Consider the following 19,913-nt stretch of genomic DNA (forward strand, 5'->3'; position numbering starts at 1 on the left):
ATCCTCGTCGCCTAGCCTGGACGACGTCGCGCCGAAGAGTCGCGGCCGCCGCCACGAAACTGCCACCGACGGACGGGGATCCGACGAATGACGACTGCGACGACGACCGACGGCTCCTGGCTCAGCGCCCTCGCGGACTGGGCCGTCTCCCTGATGGACGTGATCGGGCCCGCCGGCGCGGGCCTCGCGATCGCGATGGAGAACCTGTTCCCGCCGCTGCCGAGCGAGGTGATCCTGCCGATGGCGGGGCTCGCCGCGAGCCGCGGGTCGTTCTCGCTGGTCGAGGCGCTGGTGTGGACCACCGTGGGATCGGTCGCCGGCGCGCTCCTCCTCTACGGCCTCGGCGCGTGGCTCGGGATCGCACGGCTGCGCGCGATCGCGACCAAGGTGCCGCTGCTGCACCCCGAAGACATCGACCGCACGGTCGCGTGGTTCGGGCGTCACGGGGGCAAGGCCGTGTTCTTCGGGCGGATGATCCCGATCTTCCGGAGTCTCATCTCCATCCCTGCCGGCATCACGCGCATGCCGGTGTGGCGGTTCACGCTGCTGACCGCTGCCGGAAGCCTGGTGTGGAACTCGATCTTCGTCTTCTCGGGCTTCTTCCTCGGCGAGTCGTGGCACATCGTCGAGCGCTACGCCGACATCCTCCAGTACGTCGTCATCGCGGCCGCCGTCATCGGGGTGGCGTGGTTCCTCTACGTGCGCGTCCGCGCCCTGCTCGAGTCGCGCGGCGGCCCGGAGCCCGAGCTCGACTGAGCCGACCCCGCCGAACCTGGGAGAACGCTCAGCCGGTCCACAGAAGACGCCCACGTAGACTGGGCCGGTGCCCGCCGCTCGCCTTCATCTCGTGCGCCACGGGGAGGTCCGCAACCCCGCCCGCGTGCTCTACGGGCGACTCCCGGGGTACGGACTGAGCGCCGACGGCCGCCACATGGCCCGGCAGGCCGCCGAGTACATCGCCTCGCTTGAGCGTCCGGTGTCGGCACTCGTGAGCTCGCCCCTTCAGCGCACGCAGGAGTCCGCCGTCCCGTTCACCGAGATCTTCGGCCTGCAGCCCGTCCTCGACGAGCGGGTCATCGAGCCGACGAACGTCTTCGAGGGCAAGCGCATGGCGGTGGCCCTCATCAACCCGTGGAACTGGCGCCATCTGCGCAAGCCCGCGCTGCCCAGCTGGGGCGAGCCGTACGCCGACGTCGTTGGTCGCATGAACTCCGCGATGACGCACGCCTGGGAGGCCGCGGACACGGGCGACGTCGTCATCGTGTCGCACCAGCTCCCGATCTGGATCACCCACCTCGCGGTCGCCGGGCTCCCGCTCCGTCACGACCCCCGCGCGCGACGCTGCGCGCTGTCGAGCGTGACGAGCTTCGAGATGGTCGACGGCAAGTGGACCGAGACCGCCTACGCCGAACCGGCGTCGACGGCCGGCGCGGTGGATGTGGGGGCGGTATGACTCAGCGGTTCCAGAAGGTGCGGGCCGCAGCATCCGCTCTCCTCGTCGTCGGGCTGATCGCCGGACTCGCCGCGTGCACGAGCGACCCCCTCGCCGAGCAGTACCGCTCGGGGGACAATAAGGGCTTCGTGGCCGCCGACGGCTTCACCGTCAAGGAGATCGCGCCGGCCGAGCGCACCGACGCCGTCGAGTTCGAGGGCGTGCTCGACACCGGCGGCACGACCTCGAGCGCGGACTACGCGGGCGAGGTGCTCGTCGTGAACTTCTGGTACGCGCAGTGCGCGCCGTGCCGTGTCGAGGCGCCCGTCCTGGCGGCGGCCGACGCCGAGTTCGCGGATCAGGACGTCTCGTTCCTGGGTGTGAACCTCTACGACGGGGCCGCCGCATCGCTGGCGTTCTCGGAGAAGTACGGCGTCGAGTACCCGAGCGCGCTGGCGAGCGAAGACGGCTCGATCAAGCTCGCGTTCGCCGGGGAGACGCCTCTCAACGCCGTGCCGGTGACGATCGTGCTCGACAAGCAGGGCCGCGTGGCCGCGCGCCTGATCGGCCAGATCAAGGCCGACGACGCGTCGATCCTCGAGACGATCGTGCGCGACGCCCTGGAGGAGTCGTGAACCTCGGCGCCCTCGTCGCCGACGGGTCGCTCCTGATCGCCATCCCGATCGCGATCCTCGCCGGCGCCATCTCGTTCCTGTCGCCGTGCGTGCTGCCGCTGGTGCCTGGGTATCTCGGTTTCATCGGCGGCGCGGTCTCGCCGCGGCCGGCACGCGTGGCAGTCGGAACGGATGCTGCGCCCCACGGTTCGCCGAGCGCTGAAGGCGTCTCGTCTCGCTCGTCCCTCGCTCGCTCAACGGCCGGGGGAGAGGCCGGCGGAGAGGACGCACCCGCTCGCGGACGCCTCGTGCTCGGGGTGCTCCTCTTCATCGCCGGCTTCACCGTCGTGTTCGTCAGCATGGCGATGCTCGGCGGAACGCTGGGACGCTTCCTCCTCGAGTACCAGGACCTCATCACGCGCATCCTCGGCGTCGTCATCATCGCGATGGGGTTCGTCTTCATCGGGTGGTTCGGCCTGGCGCAGCGCATCTCGCGCCCGCAGGTGCGCGGAAACCTCGGGCTGATCGGCGCACCGCTGCTGGGCATCGCGCTGGGCATCGGCTGGGCGCCGTGCATCGGCCCGACGCTCGCCGTGATCCTGACGATGGCGTTCGACTCCGGCTCTGCCGCGCGCGCGGCGCTGCTGGGCGTCGCGTACTCGCTGGGTCTCGGCATCCCGTTCCTCCTCCTCACTCTGGGGTTCGGGTGGGCGACGCGCTCGGTGTCGTTCGTGCGGCGCCACATCCGCGTCGTCAACCTCATCGGCGGCGCGGTGCTCATCGTGCTGGGCCTGCTCATGGTCACCGGCGTCTGGACCGCGGTCATGGCTCAGCTCCAGGGGGTGTTCGCCAGTGTCCCGGCCCCGCTCTGACGCCACGGAAGGTTCCACGACCGACGAGATGACCGACCCCCTCAGGCCTTCCGACCACGCGGAGTCCGCAGCATCCGACATCACGCAGCCCGCTCTGGGCGTCGTCGGGTGGCTGCGCTGGGGCTGGCGCCAGCTCACGTCGATGCGCACCGCGCTCGTGCTGCTGCTCCTGCTCGCGATCGCCGCCGTGCCCGGGTCGCTCGTTCCGCAGCGCAGCGCCGACCCGAACGGCGTGCGCCAGTACTTCGTCGACAACCCCGACCTCGCGCCGGTGCTCGACAACCTGAGCCTCTTCGACGTGTACACCTCGCCGTGGTTCTCGGCGATCTACATCCTGCTGTTCGTCTCGCTCGTCGGCTGCGTCATCCCGCGCACCAAGCACCACTACAAGGCGATGCGCGCGCAGCCCCCGCGCACGCCCGCGCGACTGGCCCGTCTGGAAGCGCACCGCTCCGAGATCCTCGAGTACCAGGACGACACGGATGCTGCCGCCGCCGCTGCGACCGCCGTCGAGGCCGCCCAGCAGCAGCTGAAGAAGGCGGGCTACCGCGTCGCCCGCTACGACGGCGCACGCGCGCTGTCGGTGTCGGCCGAGCGCGGCTACCTGCGCGAGACCGGAAACCTCGTGTTCCACGCGTCGCTGGTCGGCGTGCTGCTCGCGGTCGGAATCGGCGGCGGGTTCACGTACACCGGGCAGACGGTCATCATCGAGGGCCGCACGTGGGTCAACACGATGCTCGACTACACCTCGTTCAACCCCGGCCGGTTCGTCGACGAGGACGCCCTCGAGCCCTACGCGCTGACGCTCGACGAGTTCTCGGTCTCGTACGTCACCCCGGGACAGAACGGCGCAGGGCAGGCGGGCGACTTCATCGCGCACCTGACGACGCAGTTCCCGAGCGCCGACGCCGAAGAGGGCGAGGTGCGCGTCAACCACCCGCTCGCGATCGCCGGCGACAGGGTGTACCTGATGGGCAACGGCTACGCGCCGACCATCACGATCCGCAACGACGCCGGGGACGTGGTGTTCTCGGAGTCCGTGCCGTTCCTGCCGCAGGACAACAACATGACCTCGCAGGGCGTCGTGAAGGTGCCGGACGGCCTGCGCGAGCAGATGGGTCTGGTGGGCTTCTTCTATCCCACCGCACAGGAGCTCACCAACGGCGCCTACACCTCGGTGTACGGCGACCTCGAGTACCCGATGCTCACGTTCTGGGTCTACGCCGGCGACCTCGGCATCGACGGCGGCGTGCCGAAGTCGGTCTACACGCTCGACCCGAGCGAGATGACCCAGCTCGCCGGCGGCGACTCGGGCACCTCGTCGCTCGAACTGAAGCCCGGCGATACGGTCGACCTTCCGGACGGCCTCGGCACGATCACGTTCGAGAACGAGACGCCCGACGCGGCGGGCTTCCAGGACTCGGTCAAGCGGTACGTGTCGCTCTCGATCCACCGCGACGCCTCGGCGACCTGGGTGCTCGTGTTCGCCGTGCTCGCGCTGGCGGGCCTGCTCGCCGCGCTGTTCGTGCCGCGCCGGCGCATGTGGGTCAAGGCGACGCGCCAGGGCCACACCGTGCACCTCGAGTACGCGGGTCTCGCGCGCGGCGAAGACCCGGCGCTCGACGACGCCGTGGAGCAGTTCGCCCAGCGCCACCTCGCATCGCTCGCCGACCACGCTGCCGCGGGCGACCGCGCCACGAAGCCCGAATCCACCCCCGACGTAGACTGAGAGCCATGCCCGACGCCTCCCCCCTCACCCTCGACTCGGTCTCGGTGCTGCTGGTCTGGACGGCCATCGCCATCTACGCCCTCGCGTTCGTCGCGTACGCGGTCGATCTCGCGCGCCGCGGCGCCGTTGCGGCGGACGCGAAGGATGCCGCGGCCAAGACCGCGCGCGAGCGTGAACTCGTCGCGGCAGGGGGTGCGGGCGATGGCTCGCGCACCGGGATCATCGCGCAGATGCGCGCACAGGAGACCGCCTCGGAGGAGGCCCTCAACGCCCCGGTCGGCCACCGCCCGCGGCTCGTCTGGGCCCGCATCGGCACGTCGCTGACGGTGCTCGGCTTCCTGTTCCACCTCGGCGGCGACGTCACGCGCGGCATCGCCGCGGGGCGCGTGCCGTGGTCGAACATGTACGAGTTCGCCCTGACCGGCACCCTGCTCATCGTGGCGGTGTACCTGGGCGTGCTCTTCCGCTACGACCTGCGCTTCCTCGGCACGTTCATCACCGGGCTCGTGGTGGTGCTGCTGGGCGGCACGGCCATCTGGTTCTACACCGAGATCGTGCCGCTGATGGACCCCCTCAAGTCGGTGTGGCTCGTCATCCACGTGTTCGTCGCCTCCCTCGCGACGGCGCTGTTCGCCCTCGCATTCGGCCTCTCGGTGCTGCAGCTCATGCAGTCCCGCCGCGAGGCGAAGACGGCGGCGCTCGCGAAGGCGGAGGCCGCAGCATCCGGCACCGCCAAGACAGGACCGGGCTTCCTCAAGACCCTTCCGAGCGCTGAGGCGCTCGAGTCGCTGGCCTACCGCTTCGCGATCCTCGGCTTCATCTTCTGGACCTTCACGCTGATCGCCGGCTCCATCTGGGCGAACGACGCCTGGGGTCGCTACTGGGGCTTCGACACGAAGGAAGTCTGGACCTTCGTGATCTGGGTGCTCTACGCCGGCTACATCCACGCGCGTGCCACCCGCGGCTGGCGCGGAGCGCGCTCGGCATGGCTGTCGATCATCGGCTTCACAGCCGTGATCTTCAACTTCACGATCGTGAACATGTTCTTCAAGGGTCTGCACGCCTACTCGGGCCTGAGCTGAGCTGAGCTGCCCTGGGGGCTCAGGCCGGCGCCGGCGCCAGCACCACGACGGGTGTCTCGCGGCTGCGCAGCGCCGCGTAGGCGTCGAGGTCCGCGTCGCCTTCGAGGGTGCGCCACACGGCCCACAGGCGTTCGCGCTCCGCACCCGTCGCCTCGTGAGCGAGCACGTCGCGCCTGCCGTCGGGTAGGTCGACGGATGCCGCGGGCCGCGCCTGCAGATTCAGCCACCATGCCGGCGGCGGGTCGCCCCACCCGTTCATCGCGAGCGTGACGAGGTCGGGGCCGTCCTCGAAGTAGCCCAGGATGGCGACGCGGGGCTCGCCCGACCTGCGTCCGATCGTGTGCAGGCGCATCATCCCGTAGACGGTGGGGGACGGATGCCGCAGCCCGACGCGTCCGCCGGTCACCCGGTACAGCGCGCGATGGACGACCCACGCGGTTCGGATGAACCAGCGGGGCGGGATGCGCGCGGCGTCGTGCGGCTGCTCGGTCGGACGGGGGTCGGCGGCGTTCATGCCTCCGATCCTGACGCGCGTGCGGGGCGCCGGCAATCGGCCGATCGGCCAGGATCGACGGCCGATCGGCCGAGCCGCTCGTCCACGGTGATGCCGTCTCAGGTTCGGGGCGCGTCGCGTTCATTCGGGGCGCGCGCGACGCGCCCCGAATGTACATGCCGCGCCCCAAACCCGAGAAGTTACAACGGGAACGGGCAGGTCAGGCGGTGACCGGGGTCGCCTTCAGCAGTGCCGCCGCCGACGTGCTGCGCCGACGGGCGACCGCAAGGATCGTCGCGGCGAGGGCGAGCACCGTCCACACGACGAGACCGGCGATCGCGGCGCCGAGGCCTGACGCCGACGTCAGCGCGGCGAGCATGCCGTTGTAAGCGGGACCGGTCGGCAGGAGCGCCGCGACGCTCGAGAGCACGCCCGGCACGGTCGAGACGACCCCCGTCGCGACGGCGAACACGCCGATGAGCGCGGCGATCCACCGCCCGGCGCCGCCGAACACGGCGATGAGCGCTTGGTTCACCGCGGCGAACGCGATGCCGGCGACCACGCAGACGACGGCGAAGACCGACCAGTGCGCCCACGAGTACGACGCGGCGAGCTGCACGACGCCGGCGACCAGCAGGCCCTGCACGGCGCCGAGCCCGGCCGCCGGCGCGAACGAGCGCAGCGCGAGCAGCGCCGAGGGTTTGCGCGACGTGAGCGCGCGGCGCGACACGGCCTGCAGCGCGACGAACGTGCCGAGTCCGCCGAACCACAGCGCGAGAGTCGCGAGGAGCGGGATCGCGGAGGCGCCGAACAGGGACGTGCCCACACCCTCCGCCTCGACGGGGTTCGCCACCACGGTGGCGAGGTCGGTCGCCTCGTCGTCGGTGTACGACGGGAGGGAGTCGGATGCCGTGGCCAGCCCGGTCGCGAGCTCCCCGGTGCCGTCGGCGAGCTGGGCAACGCCGTCCGCGAGGCTCGTGGCGCCGTCGGCAGCCTGGGCCGCGCCCGAGGCGAGCTGCGATGCGCCGTCGGAGAGGCCGCTCGCACCGCTCTGGATGCCGGTGACGCCCGTGGCCAGCTGGCCCGCGCCCGCCGCCGACTGGTCGATGCCGCCGGCGAGCTGGGTGAGACCGCCGGCGAGCGTGCCCACGCCGGTGCCGATGCCGCGGAACTGCTTCGCGAACTCCGCGGTGACGCCGGTGTTCAGCTGCGCAATGCCGTCCGCCGTGTACTTGGTCAGAGCCACCGCGCCGGGATTGTCCACCGGGTCGGTGCCGTTGAGGATCGCCGACGTCGTGCCGGCCGAGACGACCGCGGCTCCGAGGTCCGCGCAGAAGTCTCCGGGTTGTGCACAGGACGCGGCGAGGGCCTGCAGAGCCTCGAAGTTCGCCTTCGCCTTCGCAGCCGCGGCGGCGGTCGCCGCGTTGGCCCCACCGGCGACCTGCGTGAGCCCATCGGGCACGACCCCGGTCTGCTCCAAGGTGGCCGCGCCCGCGTTCACGCCGTCCGCGATCTGCTGCGCGCCGCCGGCGGCCTCGCGCGTCTTGCCGGCGATCGTCGTGAGCCCCGACTGCAGCGATGTCGCGCCGCCCGCGATCTGGCCGGCGCCGCTCGCGAGCTGCGAGGCGCCGCTGGCGAGCTGTTCGTTGCCGTCCGCGAGCTGCGAGATGCCGTCGGGCAGCTGCGCGGCTCCGTCGGCGGCCTGGGTCGCGCCGTCGGCGAGCTGCTGCGCGCCGTCGGCCGCCGTGCCGAGCTGGTCACCCAGCGTCGTGAAGCCGAGGAAGACGTTCTCGAGGTACACGGTCGACAGCTGGGTGCCCATGGTCGAGGCCGCAGCCGAGGCGACCTGCGCGGTGATCGCATCGTCGACGATGAGGCTGTCGGGCGGTGTCGTGACCTCGATCGTGGCCTGCTCCGGCGTCTCGCCCGGGCGGGTCGACAGGGCGGCGGCAGTGAAGTTCTCGGGGATCGTGATGACGGCGGCGTAGGTTCCGTCGGCGAGGCCGGCGGCCGCGTCATCCGCGTTCGACAGCGTCCACGTGAGGTTGCTGTCGAGCTCGTCCGAGCCCTCGACGAGCCCGGCGGTGAGCTGGCGGCCGAGCGGCACCATCTGCCCGTCGACGGTGACCGGCTCGTCCTCGTTCACGACGGCGGCGGTCAGGCTCTCGAGCCGGTCGACCGGGTTGTACAGCGCGGCCACGAGGATGCCGCCGATCACGACGGGCAGCAGCAGCACGCCGATGAGCGTCAGCCACGTGACCGGCCGGGTCGAGCGGGCGCGCTCGACGGCCGTGGTGATCCAGTTCGGGGTCATGCGTTCACCTCTGCGGTGGTGGTGGTCTGTGAGGTGGCGGAGCGCAGCGTGATCGAGGTCACGTCGGGGCGGTGCGCATCCGCGAGGAGGGCCAGGGCCGCGCTCTCGGTGCGGCCGGTCACGACGAGCGTCAGACGCTCGTCGCCCGCGGCCAGCGCCGCGGCGGCATCGCGCAGCAGCGCCGCCGCCTGGTCGCGCTCCGCGTGGTCGAGCGCGTCGACGCCCTCGATCACGACGAGGCCGGCCTTTCCGGCGAGTGCGGTGCGCAGCGCCGGCACGCGGTCGTCCGCGTCGGCGAGAAGTGCGAGGCCGACGTGCGCGCGCACCCAGGCCCCGCGCTCGGGGAGCAGGTGGCCGGCGACCCGGAGGCGTCCGTCCGTGGGTGCGAGTCGTGCGGCGATCGTCAGGGCGAACGCCCGTGCGGCGCGGGGGTCGCCGGTCGCGATGAGCGTGCCGCCGGGCTCGACCCGGAACCGGGCGTCCTCGAACAGCACGACCTCCCCGGCCGATCCGCCCGCGTCTGCGCGCACGCCGACGCCGTCGCCGACGACCGCGGCGGTCGTGTTCGGCTCCGGCCACTCGGCGAGCGACAGCTCGCGCTCGACGGCCTCTCCCTCGATGTCGAAGTGGGGGAGGATCCGCTCGAGCCAGCGCGGCATCCACCACGCCTTGTCGCCGAGCAGGGTCATGACCGCCGGCACGAGCGTCATGCGCACGAGGAACGCGTCGACCGCGATGCCGACGGCGAGACCGAGCGCGATCGGCTTGATCGACGAGTCGCCCTCGGGCACGAACGCCGCGAACACCGCGAACATGATGACGGCCGCCGCGGTGACCACGCGCGCCGAGGCGGTGAAGCCCGAGCGCACCGCGCCGACGGCGATGTCTCGGCCGCTGCGGGTCGCGTGACCGCCGGCGGCGCGGCGGGCGTGGACGTAGTCCTCGCGCATGCGGCTGACGAGGAAGACCTCGTAGTCCATCGCCAGGCCGAACAGCACGCCCATGAGGATGATCGGCATGAAGCTGATGACCGGGCCCGTGCGGTCCACGTGCAGCAGCTCCGCGCCCCAGCCCCACTCGAACACCGCCGCGACGACGCCGAATGCGGCCATCACCGACAGCAGGTAGCCGAGCGCCGCCTTGATCGGCACCCAGATCGAGCGGAACACGATCATGAGGAGCACCAGCGACAGGCCCACGACGAACACGCCGAACGGCAGCAGGGCGGCGCCCAGGCGGTCGGAGATGTCGATGCCGACGGCGGTGAAGCCCGTCACCTTGAGGTCGACGCCGTACTCGTCCTCCAGCTCCGGGGCGAGCGCGCGCAAGTCGCGCACGAGCTGGGCGGTCGCGGGGTCGTCGGGCGCGGTCTCGGGCACGATCTGGATGAGTCCGGTGTCGGCGGTCTCGTTCGGTGTCGCGAGCGCGACCTCCTTCACACCCGGGACCTTCTCGATCTCGGCCTGGAGGTCGGCCATGAGGCCGAGCGGATCGGTCGACGTGACGATCGTGCCCGTCATGATGAGCGGACCGTTCGACCCCGGCCCGAAATGCTCGGCCGTGAGGTCGTACGCCTGACGCGCCTGGCTCGACTCCGGCTGCTGGCCGGCGTTCGGCAGCGCGAGCGCGAGGCTGGCGGCCGGGATCGCCATGACGCCGAGGGTGATGACGACGGCGATCGTGGTGATCCACGGGTGCTTGGTCACCAGCGCGACCCACTTGTTGGTCTTCTGGGGACCTCCGTGGATCGGCTCGGTTGCGAGGGCGGTTTCGTCGGTCGCCTGTTCGCGCGTCTCCGCCGCCTCGGTGGCCGCTCGCGCGCGCCTCGAGGTCTCCTCTGGCCGGGCTCCGCTCAGCGGGTGCGAGGCATCCGCGTCGTCCGAGGCGGGTGCGTCCGACTGAGTCGATGTTCCGTTCTCCGCGTCGGTCGAGCGGCGGGCGCCGGGCAGCGGAATCCCGCGACGCTTCCTGCCGTGGCCCCAGCCTGCGACGCGGTGCTTCGCGAAGCCCAGGAGGGCGGGCGTCAGGGTGAGGGCGACGACGACGGCGATCGCGACGGCGACGGCGGCGGCGATGCCCATCGTGGTGAGGAAGGGGATGCCGGCGAAGCCGAGGCCGACGAGGGCGATGAGCACCGTGATGCCGGCGAAGACGACGGCGGAGCCGGCGGTGCCCGTCGCACGGGCGGCGGACTCCTCGGGCTCGACCCCGGCGCGCACCTGATCCTGATGTCGCGCGACGATGAACAGGGCGTAGTCGATCCCGACCGCGAGTCCGAGCATGATCGCGAGCATCGGCGTCGTCGACGACACCGAGACGAACGCCGTCGCGACGAAGATGAGGGCGATCGCGAGACCCACGCCGATGAGCGCCGAGACGAGCGGGAACCACGCCACCGCGAACGAGCGGAACGTCACGATCAGCACGAAGAGCGCGATCAGCACGCCCACCGCCTCGATGATGGACAGCGCCGGCACCGACGTCGAGAAGAGGTCGCCGCCCATCGCGACCTCGGAGCCTTCGGGGAGCGTCTCGCGCAGGTCGTCGGCGACGTCCTCGAGTCCATCCTTGGTCTCGTCGGAGACATCGGTGGCCTGGCCGTCGAACTGGAGGCGGATGATCGCGGCGGAGTCGTCGTCCGACACCATCCCCGTCACCATCTCGTTGAACGGGTCGGTGACGGCGATGACGCCGTCGAGGTCTTCGAGGTGCGCCACCGTGTCGTCGATGGCGCCGGCGTACGGCTCCTCGTCGATCCGGTCGCCGTCCGCGGTCACGATGACCAGCTGTGCGCTCGTGCCGCTCGCCTGAGGGAAGCTGCGGTCGAGCAGCTCGATGCCCTCCTGAGCCTCGGTGCCCGGGATCGAGAACGAGTTGTCGGTGCCGCCGAGGTGCGGGATCGCGAGTCCGAGGGCGATGCCGAGCAGCATCAGCCACGAAACCAGCACCCGCCACGGGTGGCGGTAGGTCCAGCGGCCGAGCGCATACAGAAGAGTCGACAACAGCGCCTCCGGTTACGGGTGGAGAGTTCGGGAACCGTCGATACAGCGCTGTATCGGATACATGAGTGTATCGTAAGGCGGGTTGCCCGCCGGAACCTGAGTAGTGCGTGTGAGACTGGACGGAATGGAGGACCGATGACCGACACCCCCGTCGCCGAAGCGACCGGCACCTCGCGTCGCCGTGAGGCGACCCGGCAGAAGCTGCTGGATGCTGCGGCCCTCGTCTTCGCCGAAGTCGGCCTGGACGCGGCATCCGTCGAAGCGATCTGCGAGCGCGCCGGCTTCACGCGCGGCGCCTTCTACTCGAACTTCGAGACGAAGGACGAGCTCATGCTCGCCCTCACCGAGCGCGTCGCCGGCGAGAAGATCGACGAGGTCGCCGAGCGGGTCGCGGTGCTGCAGGAGCGCGGCGAGGACCTCGAGCCCGGCGCCCTTGTGCGCCAGTTGCTCGACGTCGCGTTCGACAAGAAGCAGGGCATCCTGCTGACGAGCGAGATCCGCACGCGCGCCATGCGCGATCAGCGGCTTGCGGAGACGTACATCGCGTGGCAGGCGGGCATGGTCGAGCGCGTCGGCTCGTTCATCGAGGAGCTCGCGCTCACCTACCGCTTCCGCCTGCGCGTGCCCTCGCAGGAGTTCGCCGGGCTCATCCTCCAGACCTGGGAAGACACGTCGGCCTTCGCCATCATGTCGGGCCTCAGCACCCCCGAGATGCACCAGCTGGTGAACGAACGCACCGCCCGCCTCGCGACTGCTCTGGTCGACCCCCTCTGATCAGTCAGGCACCGAGCGCCTCGTAGCAGCGGGCCGCGCGGTCCAGCCACCACTGACGGCGGTCGGCGGATGCTGCGTGCTCGGCGAGCAGCGCCGGGTCGGGGGTGACGCGGCCGACTGCCAGCGCTCCGCCACGCGGCGCGAGTGGCGGGTCGACGACGTCGGCGGTGAACAGCGACGCGGTGCCGAGACCGCAGTCGTAGTCGAGTTCGGGAAGCGCGGCGGCCAGCGCGACGCCCATCGACAGCCCCACCGAGGTGTCGAGGGCGCTCGACACAACGGCAGGAAGGCCGGCCTCGGCGACGATCTCGAGCGCTCGGCGCACTCCGCCGAGCGGCTGCGCCTTGATCACCAGCAGGTCGGCGGCGCCGGCACGGGCGACCGCAAGCGGGTCGGCGGCCTTGCGCACGCTCTCGTCGGCGGCGATCGGGATGCCCATGTACTTCACGCGGCGGCGGAGTTCCGCGAGCTCTTCGACGCTCGCGCACGGCTGCTCGGCGTACTCGAGGTCGAACTCCGCGAGCGCATGGACGGCGTGCTCGGCCTCGTCGACGTTCCACGCGCCGTTCGCGTCGATGCGGATGCGGCCCTCGGGGCCCATGGCCTCGCGCACCGCGCGCACGCGCGCGACGTCGTCCGCGAGCACCTGCCCGGGCTCCGCCACCTTGACCTTCGCCGTGCGGCAGCCGTCGAATCGCGCGAGCACGGAGGGGACGGATGCAGCCGCCACCGCGGGCACCGTGGCGTTGACGCCGATGAGCTCACGGCGGGCGGTGGGGCGCGGCATCCGTGAATCCTCGATCGCGGCAGCCAGCCACGTCGAGGCTTCCGCGTCGCCGTACTCGGCGAAGGGGGAGAACTCCGCCCAGCCCTCCGGGCCCTCGAAGATGAGCGCCTCGCGCACGTCGATGCCGCGGAACCGCGCGACCAGGGGCAGCGCCACGACGTGCGCGGAGTCGAGGATCTCGGCGAGCGGGGGGAGCGGAGCGGGCGTCGTCACGGGTTCAGTCTGCCCGCGAATCCCGGCTCAGAACCCGCCGACCTGGAATCGCGCGTCGCGCGTCTCGTAGTGGCCGATCACGCGGGCGTCGCGGTACGAGGAGGACTGCACGGCCCGGTACTCCTCGTGGGTCGCCGGCTTTCCGAGGATCGCCCACTTCAGGCGTGTCCAGCGGCTCGGCTTCTCGGACATCGAGGCCCCCTCTCGCCCTGTGGCCCCAGCATCCCAGTTTCGACTGGAACTATAAAGTGTTGTTGACGATAGTGTGTGACACACAGTATGGTGTGAGACATGAGCGAATCCGAGATCCTCGAGACGCACCTGCAGGAGCTGCGGCGCGGCACGGTCGTCCTGGCGTGCCTGCGGCTGCTCGAGACGCCGGGGTACGGGTACGGCCTGCTCGAGGAGCTCGGGGAACGTGGCTTCCCGACCGACGCGAACACGCTGTACCCGCTGCTGCGGCGCCTCGAGAAGCAGGGCTTCCTCACGAGCGAGTGGAACACCGACGAGTCCCGTCCCCGCAAGTTCTACCGCACCAGCGACGCCGGCCTCCGCCTGGCCGGCGCCCTCACCGACGACTTCCGCGCGATCGCCGCCGCGATCGACGCCCTTCCTGAGGAGAACTGACATGACTGCCACCGCCACCCTCACCGACCGCTACGTCGACGCCGCCATGCGCACGGTGCCCGAGGCGCAGCGCGCCGATCTCGCCGCAGAGCTGCGCGCCTCGATCGACGACCAGATCGAGGCCCGCGTCGAGCAGGGCGAACCCCGCGACAGCGCCGAGCGCGCCGTGCTCACCGAGCTGGGCGACCCCGACAAGCTGGCCGCGGGGTACACGGACCGTCCGCTCTGGCTCGTGGGGCCGCGCTACTTCCTCGACTGGTGGCGGCTGCTGAAGCTCCTTCTCTACATCGTGCCCGCCTGCGCCGCGTTCGGGGTCTCGCTCGCAATGGTGATCGACGGCGCCTCGTTCGGCGAGATCATCGGTGCGCTCGTGCCGCTGCTGCTCTCGGTGGTCGTGCACCTCGCGTTCTGGACCACGCTCATCTTCGTCATCCTCGAGCGCACCGGCAACGAGGCGATGCGGGGCGAGCCGTGGACGCCCGATCAGCTCCCCGAGCCGCGGCAGAAGGGCGTGGGCCTCGGCGACATGATCACGTCCCTCGCGTTCCTCGCGATCATGGTCGGGGTCGTGCTGTGGGACCTGTTCGTCGGGTTCGTGCCCACCGAGCCGGGCCTGTCGTTCCTCGACCCGGGTCTCTGGCCGTGGTGGATCCTCGCCCTGTTCGCCGTGATGGCGCTCGAAGCTGTGCTCGCGGTCGTCGTCTACGCGCTCGGACGCTGGACCATCGGGCTGGCCGTGGTCAACGGCGTCCTGAACTTCGTCATCGCGGTGCCGGCGCTGTGGCTGCTGTTCGAGGGGCGCCTGATCAACCCCGCGTACTTCCCGACGATCATCCCCGACGGCGGTGACGAGGTGGGGCAGATCCTCTCCATCATCGTCGGCTTCGTGATCGCGGGCGTCGCGATCTGGGACACGGTGGATGCCGCGCTCAAGGCAGCGCGTGCGCGCCGGGCGTAGCAACTCCTCAACCTCGGGGCTCGACGGAGGGCTCTCGGCCGAAGATCTCGGCTGAGGGCCCTTCGTTGAGGAGTCGGTGCCGACCGGCCTCACGCACTTCCCCTCGAACGAGGACCGACCCCTCGCAGCGGCCCTAGTGTTTTCCCCATGCCCCTCCTCGACACTCCCGTGCGCCTCGGCGTGCAGCTGCAGCCCCAGCACGCCCCCTACTCGGCCTTCCGCGACGCCGTCCTCCGCCTCGAGGAGATGGGCGTCGACATCCTCTTCAACTGGGACCACTTCTTCCCGCTGACGGGCGACCCCGAGGGCCTCCACTTCGAGTCCTGGACCATGCTCGCCGCGTGGGCCGAGCAGACCGAGCGCGTCGAGTTCGGCGCCCTCGTCAACTGCAACAGCTACCGCAACCCCGACCTGCAGGCCGACATGGCCCGCACCATCGACCACATCTCGGCGAAGGACGGCGTCGGCCGCTTCATCTTCGCCACCGGGTCCGGCTGGTTCGCCCGTGACTACGAGGAGTACGGCTATGAGTTCGGCACCGCCGGCTCGCGCCTGAACGACCTGGCCGCAGGGCTCGAGCGCATCGAGGCGCGCTGGCAGAAGCTCAACCCTGCGCCCACGCGCGAGATCCCGGTCATGATCGGCGGCGCGGGCGAGCAGAAGACCCTGCGCCTCGTCGCCCGGCACGCCGACATCTGGCACAGCTACGTGCGCGCGAACGATCTGCCGCACAAGCTCGACGTCATCGAGCGGTGGGCCGCGGGCGAGCAGCGCGACACCTCGAACCTCGTCATCTCGAACGAGCTGCACCAGCGTGACGAGGCCCACGCCGACCGCCTCTACGACGCCGGCGTGCGCCTGTTCACCATCGGCTTCCAGGGCCCCGACTGGGACTACGACCTCATCCGCGGGTGGCTGGCCTGGCGCGACGCCAAGAACGCCTGACGCTTTTCTCACGGATGCTGCCGCCCGGCGCACGGCGCCGGGCCGCAGCATCCATCGTTCCGGCCTCGCCCGAACCGCGAGAGTACAGCTGGTCGCCGAGGGTGCGGTTGGTTCCCTACCTCTCGGCGACCAGCTGTACTCTCGCTGACCTGGGGCGAGGCTGGACCAGCGTCCGCACCGGACGAGGACTGCGGTGTCCGTCATGGAACGGGACGCCGAAGACACCGGCGACTAAAATCGCGGGGGTGACCGCAGCACCGCCCGCACCCCGGTTCAGCCTCGACATCGACGGGGTGCCCCGGCCGGAGCGCTCTCAGCAGCTGCTCGACGGCGTGCGCGAGCGCGTGGTCATCGCCGACGGCGCGATGGGCACGATGCTCCAGCGGTACGACCTGTCGATCGACGGCGACTTCCAGGGCCTCGAGGGCTGCAACGAGATCCTCAACGTCTCGCGTCCGGATGTCGTGGGGGCGATCCACGACGCGTACCTCGCGGTCGGCGTCGACGCGGTCGAGACCAACACGTTCGGCGCGAACTGGTCGAACCTCGACGACTACGGCATCGTCGACCGCATCGCCGAGCTCGCCGAGGTCGGTGCTCGCATCGCGCGCGAGCGCGTCGAGGCCGCCGAGGCGGCCGACGGCCGCGTGCGGTGGGTGCTCGGCTCGATGGGCCCCGGCACCAAGCTCCCGAGCCTCGGTCACACGACCTACGACAACCTCAAGCAGACGTTCGCGCTGCAGGCCGAGGGCCTCATCGACGGCGGAGCCGACGCCTTCCTGGTGGAGACGAGCCAGGACCTCCTTCAGACCAAGGCCGCGATCAACGGGTGTCGTCAGGCGATCGTGAGCCGCGGCATCCGTCTGCCGATCTTCGTCGAGGTGACCGTCGAGACCACCGGCACCATGCTCATGGGCTCCGAGATCGGCGCGGCGCTCACGGCGATCGAGCCGCTCGGGGTCGACGCGATCGGCCTCAACTGCGCCACCGGCCCCGCCGAGATGAGCGAGCACCTCCGGCACCTGTCGAAGCACGCCACTGTGCCGATCGCCTGCATGCCCAACGCCGGTCTGCCGGTGCTCGGCGCGAACGGCGCGCACTATCCGCTCACGCCCGTCGAGCTCGCGACCGCGCACGAGCAGTTCGTGCGCGAATTCGGGCTGGGATTGGTGGGCGGATGCTGCGGCACGACGCCCGAGCACCTCGCCGCGGTCGTCGAGCGCCTGGCCGGCTTCCGGTCGTCGAGCGAGCGACGCGAGCCGAAACGTGCCGCACCCCGCGCAGACAGCGACCGCGCCATCCCGGTCCGGACGCTGGGCGAGCGCGTGGTCGACCTCGACCCGGGTGTCGCGTCGCTGTACCAGCACGTGTCGTTCCAGCAGGACGCCTCGTACCTCGCGATCGGCGAGCGCACCAACGCCAACGGCTCGAAGGCGTTCCGCGAGGCGATGCTCGAGGGCCGCTGGGACGACTGCGTCGAGATCGCGCGGGATCAGATCCGCGTCGGAGCCCACCTGCTCGACGTCTGCATCGACTACGTCGGCCGCGACGGCGTGGCCGACATCCGCGAGGTCGTCTCGCGCTTCGCGAGCGCCTCGACGCTGCCCCTCGTCGTCGATTCGACCGAGCCCGCGGTCATCGCCGCCGGACTCGAGCTCATCGGCGGCCGCCCCGTCGTGAACTCGGTGAACTACGAGGACGGCGACGGCCCGACCTCGCGGTTCGGCCGCATCATGCCGCTCGTCAAGGAGCACGGCACGGCGGTCATCGCGCTCACCATCGACGAGCACGGCCAGGCCCGCACGACCGAGGGCAAGGTCGCGATCGCCTCGCGCCTCATCGACGAGCTCGTCGGCGAGTGGGGCCTGCGCGTCAGCGACATCATCGTCGACTGCCTGACGTTCCCGATCGCGACGGGCCAGGAGGAGACCCGCCGCGACGCCATCGAGACCATCGAGGCGATCCGGCAGATCAGCGCCAAGTACCCCGGCATCAACACGACGCTCGGCGTCTCGAACGTGTCGTTCGGCCTCAACCCGGCCGCGCGCAGCGTGCTGAACTCCGCGTTCCTGCACGAAGCGGTGCAGGCGGGGCTCACGTCGGGCATCATCGACGCCGCGAAGATCGTGCCGCTCGCCTCGATCTCAGAGGAGCAGCGCAAGGTCGCCCTCGACCTCGTGTGGGACCGCCGGGAGTACGACGCCGACGGCAACATCACGTACGACCCGCTGGCACGGATGCTGGACCTCTTCGCCGGCGTCGACACCGCGGCCCTGCGCAACCAGCGCGCGGCCGAGCTCGCCGCACTGCCGGTGGGCGAGCGGCTCGAGCGCCGCATCATCGACGGCGAGGGAAAGGGCCTCGAGGTCGACCTCGACCTCGCCCGCGCGGGCGGGCTCGCACCGCTGCAGATCATCAACGACCACCTGCTCGAGGGCATGAAGATCGTCGGCGAGCGGTTCGGCGCCGGCGAGATGCAGCTGCCGTTCGTGCTGCAGTCGGCCGAGGTCATGAAGAACGCGGTGGCGCTGCTCGAACCGCACATGGAGAAGTCGGATGCCTCGGGCAAGGGTCGCATCGTGCTCGCGACGGTGCGCGGCGACGTGCACGACATCGGCAAGAACCTCGTCGACATCATCCTGACCAACAACGGGTACGACGTCATCAACCTCGGCATCAAGCAGCCGATCGCCGACATCATCGCGGCGGCAGAGGAGCACGACGCCGACGTCATCGGCATGTCGGGCCTGCTCGTGAAGTCGACCGTCGTGATGAAGGAGAACCTCGAGGAGCTCACGTCGCGCGGTCTCGGCACCAAGTGGCCGGTGATCCTGGGCGGCGCCGCGCTCACCCGTGCGTATGTCGAGGACGACCTCGCCTCGCTGTTCGACGGTGAGGTGCGCTATGCCCGCGACGCGTTCGAGGGGCTCGCGCTCATGGAGCCGCTCGTGAAGATCGCGCGCGGCGCGGCGCCCGATTCGGTCGGGCTGCCGGCACTCAAGAAGCGGCGGCACGCGGCCGGCTCCAAGCTCACCCTCACGGAGCCCGAGGCGATGCCGGCACGCTCGGACGTGGCATCCGACAATCCCGTCCCCGCACCGCCGTTCTGGGGCACCCGCATCGTCCGCGGCCTCGCGCTGCACGACTACGCCGCGTTCCTCGACGAGCGCGCGACGTTCATGGGCCAGTGGGGCCTCAAGCCCGGCCGGGGCGAGGACGGCGCCACCTACGAGCAGCTCGTCGAGGCCGAGGGCCGGCCGCGGCTGCGCTACTGGCTCGACCGCATCCTCGGCGAGGGCATGCTCGACGCGTCGGTCGCGTACGGCTTCTTCCCGGTCGTGTCGGAGGGCAACGACGTCGTCGTGCTTCACCACGGCGACGACCCCTCCGGCGCGCTCGGCGCCGCCGGCCTCCTCGCCCCGGACGGCGGATCGGGCGGCACGCTCGGCACCGACCGCCTGCGCTTCCACTTCCCGCGTCAGCGCCGCGACCGGCATCTCTGCCTCGCCGACTTCGTGCGCTCGCGCGAATCGGGGCAGGTCGACGTGCTGCCGGTGCAGCTCGTGACGGCGGGCGCCAACATCGACTCGGTCACGGCGAAGCTCTTCGCCGAGGACAGGTACCGCGACTACTACGAGCTCAACGGTCTCGTGATGCAGCTGACCGAGGCACTCGCCGAGTTCTGGCACGCCCGCATCCGCTCCGAGCTGGGCTTCTCGGCCGAGGACCCGACCGACACCGCGGGTCTCTTCAAGCTCGAGTACCGCGGCGCCCGCTTCTCCCTCGGCTACCCGGCATGCCCCGACATGGAGGACCGCCGCAAGGTCGTCGAGCTGCTGCGCCCCGAGCGCATGGGCGTCGAGCTCAGCGAGGAGCTCCAGCTCCATCCCGAGCAGTCCACCGACGCCTTCGTCTTCCACCACCCCGAGGCGAAGTACTTCTCCGTCTGACCCGGCGCTGTCGGGGATGACGGATGCCGCCGCCCGCAGCATCCGGGAAGGTGTCAGCCGTCGTCGCGATCCGCCGTGCGAACCGGCGACGGATGCCCCATCGGCGTGCGGCGATGCGGAG

Annotated in this window: 16 protein-coding genes; 11 read left to right on the top strand and 5 right to left on the bottom strand. The window is 70.9% G+C overall.

Annotation, left to right across the window (positions count from 1 at the left end):
* The first annotated feature begins 87 nt into the window (after positions 1-87).
* The 6 genes from ACFQ7C_RS06245 (at position 88) to ccsB (ending at position 5,729) form a co-directional block, all read left to right on the top strand.
* Entirely contained in the window at positions 88-756 is a 669-nt protein-coding gene (locus ACFQ7C_RS06245; protein ID WP_378898645.1) for a DedA family protein, read from the top strand.
* A gap of 67 nt (positions 757-823) precedes the next feature.
* Positions 824-1,453 (top strand): histidine phosphatase family protein, encoded by a 630-nt coding sequence (locus ACFQ7C_RS06250; protein ID WP_378898646.1) that lies wholly within the window; start codon positions 824-826, stop codon positions 1,451-1,453.
* Positions 1,450-2,067 carry a TlpA family protein disulfide reductase gene (locus ACFQ7C_RS06255; RefSeq protein ID WP_378898647.1) on the top strand — a complete coding sequence of 206 codons (618 nt, stop codon included), beginning with the start codon at positions 1,450-1,452 and terminating at the stop codon, positions 2,065-2,067. The genes ACFQ7C_RS06250 and ACFQ7C_RS06255 overlap by 4 nt, the downstream gene beginning before the upstream one ends.
* Positions 2,064-2,918 carry a cytochrome c biogenesis CcdA family protein gene (locus ACFQ7C_RS06260; protein WP_378898648.1) on the top strand — a complete coding sequence of 285 codons (855 nt, stop codon included), beginning with the start codon at positions 2,064-2,066 and terminating at the stop codon, positions 2,916-2,918. The genes ACFQ7C_RS06255 and ACFQ7C_RS06260 overlap by 4 nt, the downstream gene beginning before the upstream one ends.
* A gap of 28 nt (positions 2,919-2,946) precedes the next feature.
* On the top strand, positions 2,947-4,647 hold the full coding sequence (locus ACFQ7C_RS06265) for a cytochrome c biogenesis protein ResB (RefSeq protein ID WP_378898649.1): 1,701 nt from the start codon (positions 2,947-2,949) through the stop codon (positions 4,645-4,647).
* A gap of 5 nt (positions 4,648-4,652) precedes the next feature.
* Positions 4,653-5,729 carry a c-type cytochrome biogenesis protein CcsB gene (ccsB, locus tag ACFQ7C_RS06270; RefSeq protein ID WP_378898650.1) on the top strand — a complete coding sequence of 359 codons (1,077 nt, stop codon included), beginning with the start codon at positions 4,653-4,655 and terminating at the stop codon, positions 5,727-5,729.
* A 19-nt stretch (positions 5,730-5,748) separates the two neighbouring features.
* On the opposite strand, the gene ACFQ7C_RS06275 is transcribed toward ccsB, so the two are convergent.
* From ACFQ7C_RS06275 to ACFQ7C_RS06285, 3 genes are all read right to left on the bottom strand, one after another.
* On the bottom strand, positions 5,749-6,243 hold the full coding sequence (locus ACFQ7C_RS06275) for a nitroreductase/quinone reductase family protein (protein WP_378898651.1): 495 nt from the start codon (positions 6,241-6,243) through the stop codon (positions 5,749-5,751).
* Positions 6,244-6,442: 199 nt separating this feature from the next.
* Complete coding sequence (locus tag ACFQ7C_RS06280; RefSeq protein WP_378898652.1) at positions 6,443-8,536, bottom strand: YhgE/Pip family protein; 2,094 nt, start codon at positions 8,534-8,536, stop codon at positions 6,443-6,445.
* The gene (locus ACFQ7C_RS06285) at positions 8,533-11,538 is read right to left on the bottom strand and encodes an MMPL family transporter (RefSeq protein ID WP_378898653.1); all 3,006 of its coding nucleotides are present in this window, start codon (positions 11,536-11,538) and stop codon (positions 8,533-8,535) included. The genes ACFQ7C_RS06280 and ACFQ7C_RS06285 overlap by 4 nt, the downstream gene beginning before the upstream one ends.
* 135 nt (positions 11,539-11,673) lie before the next feature.
* Here ACFQ7C_RS06285 and ACFQ7C_RS06290 point away from each other — a divergent pair, with 135 nt between their 5' ends.
* Positions 11,674-12,312 carry a TetR/AcrR family transcriptional regulator gene (locus ACFQ7C_RS06290; RefSeq protein ID WP_378898654.1) on the top strand — a complete coding sequence of 213 codons (639 nt, stop codon included), beginning with the start codon at positions 11,674-11,676 and terminating at the stop codon, positions 12,310-12,312.
* 4 nt (positions 12,313-12,316) lie between these two features.
* Here ACFQ7C_RS06290 and ACFQ7C_RS06295 read toward each other — a convergent pair whose 3' ends face one another.
* Together ACFQ7C_RS06295 and ACFQ7C_RS06300 are read right to left on the bottom strand one after the other, a co-directional pair.
* The gene (locus ACFQ7C_RS06295; protein WP_378898655.1) at positions 12,317-13,312 is read right to left on the bottom strand and encodes an o-succinylbenzoate synthase; all 996 of its coding nucleotides are present in this window, start codon (positions 13,310-13,312) and stop codon (positions 12,317-12,319) included.
* 27 nt (positions 13,313-13,339) lie between these two features.
* Complete coding sequence (locus ACFQ7C_RS06300) at positions 13,340-13,504, bottom strand: hypothetical protein (RefSeq protein ID WP_378898656.1); 165 nt, start codon at positions 13,502-13,504, stop codon at positions 13,340-13,342.
* A 99-nt stretch (positions 13,505-13,603) separates the two neighbouring features.
* On the opposite strand from ACFQ7C_RS06300, the gene ACFQ7C_RS06305 reads away from it, so the two are divergent.
* From ACFQ7C_RS06305 to metH, 4 genes are all read left to right on the top strand, one after another.
* Entirely contained in the window at positions 13,604-13,939 is a 336-nt protein-coding gene (locus ACFQ7C_RS06305) for a PadR family transcriptional regulator (RefSeq protein ID WP_378898657.1), read from the top strand.
* Between the two features lies 1 nt (position 13,940).
* On the top strand, positions 13,941-14,897 hold the full coding sequence (locus ACFQ7C_RS06310) for a permease prefix domain 1-containing protein (RefSeq protein ID WP_378898658.1): 957 nt from the start codon (positions 13,941-13,943) through the stop codon (positions 14,895-14,897).
* 147 nt (positions 14,898-15,044) lie between these two features.
* Positions 15,045-15,842: an LLM class F420-dependent oxidoreductase gene (locus ACFQ7C_RS06315; protein WP_378898659.1), complete on the top strand. Its 798-nt coding sequence runs from the start codon at positions 15,045-15,047 to the stop codon at positions 15,840-15,842.
* 245 nt (positions 15,843-16,087) lie between these two features.
* Complete coding sequence (gene metH, locus ACFQ7C_RS06320; RefSeq protein WP_378898660.1) at positions 16,088-19,792, top strand: methionine synthase; 3,705 nt, start codon at positions 16,088-16,090, stop codon at positions 19,790-19,792.
* The last annotated feature ends 121 nt before the right edge of the window (positions 19,793-19,913 follow it).

This window comes from Microbacterium sp. NPDC056569, assembly GCF_042793475.1.
In the GTDB taxonomy this organism is placed as follows: Bacteria; Actinomycetota; Actinomycetes; order Actinomycetales; family Microbacteriaceae; genus Microbacterium.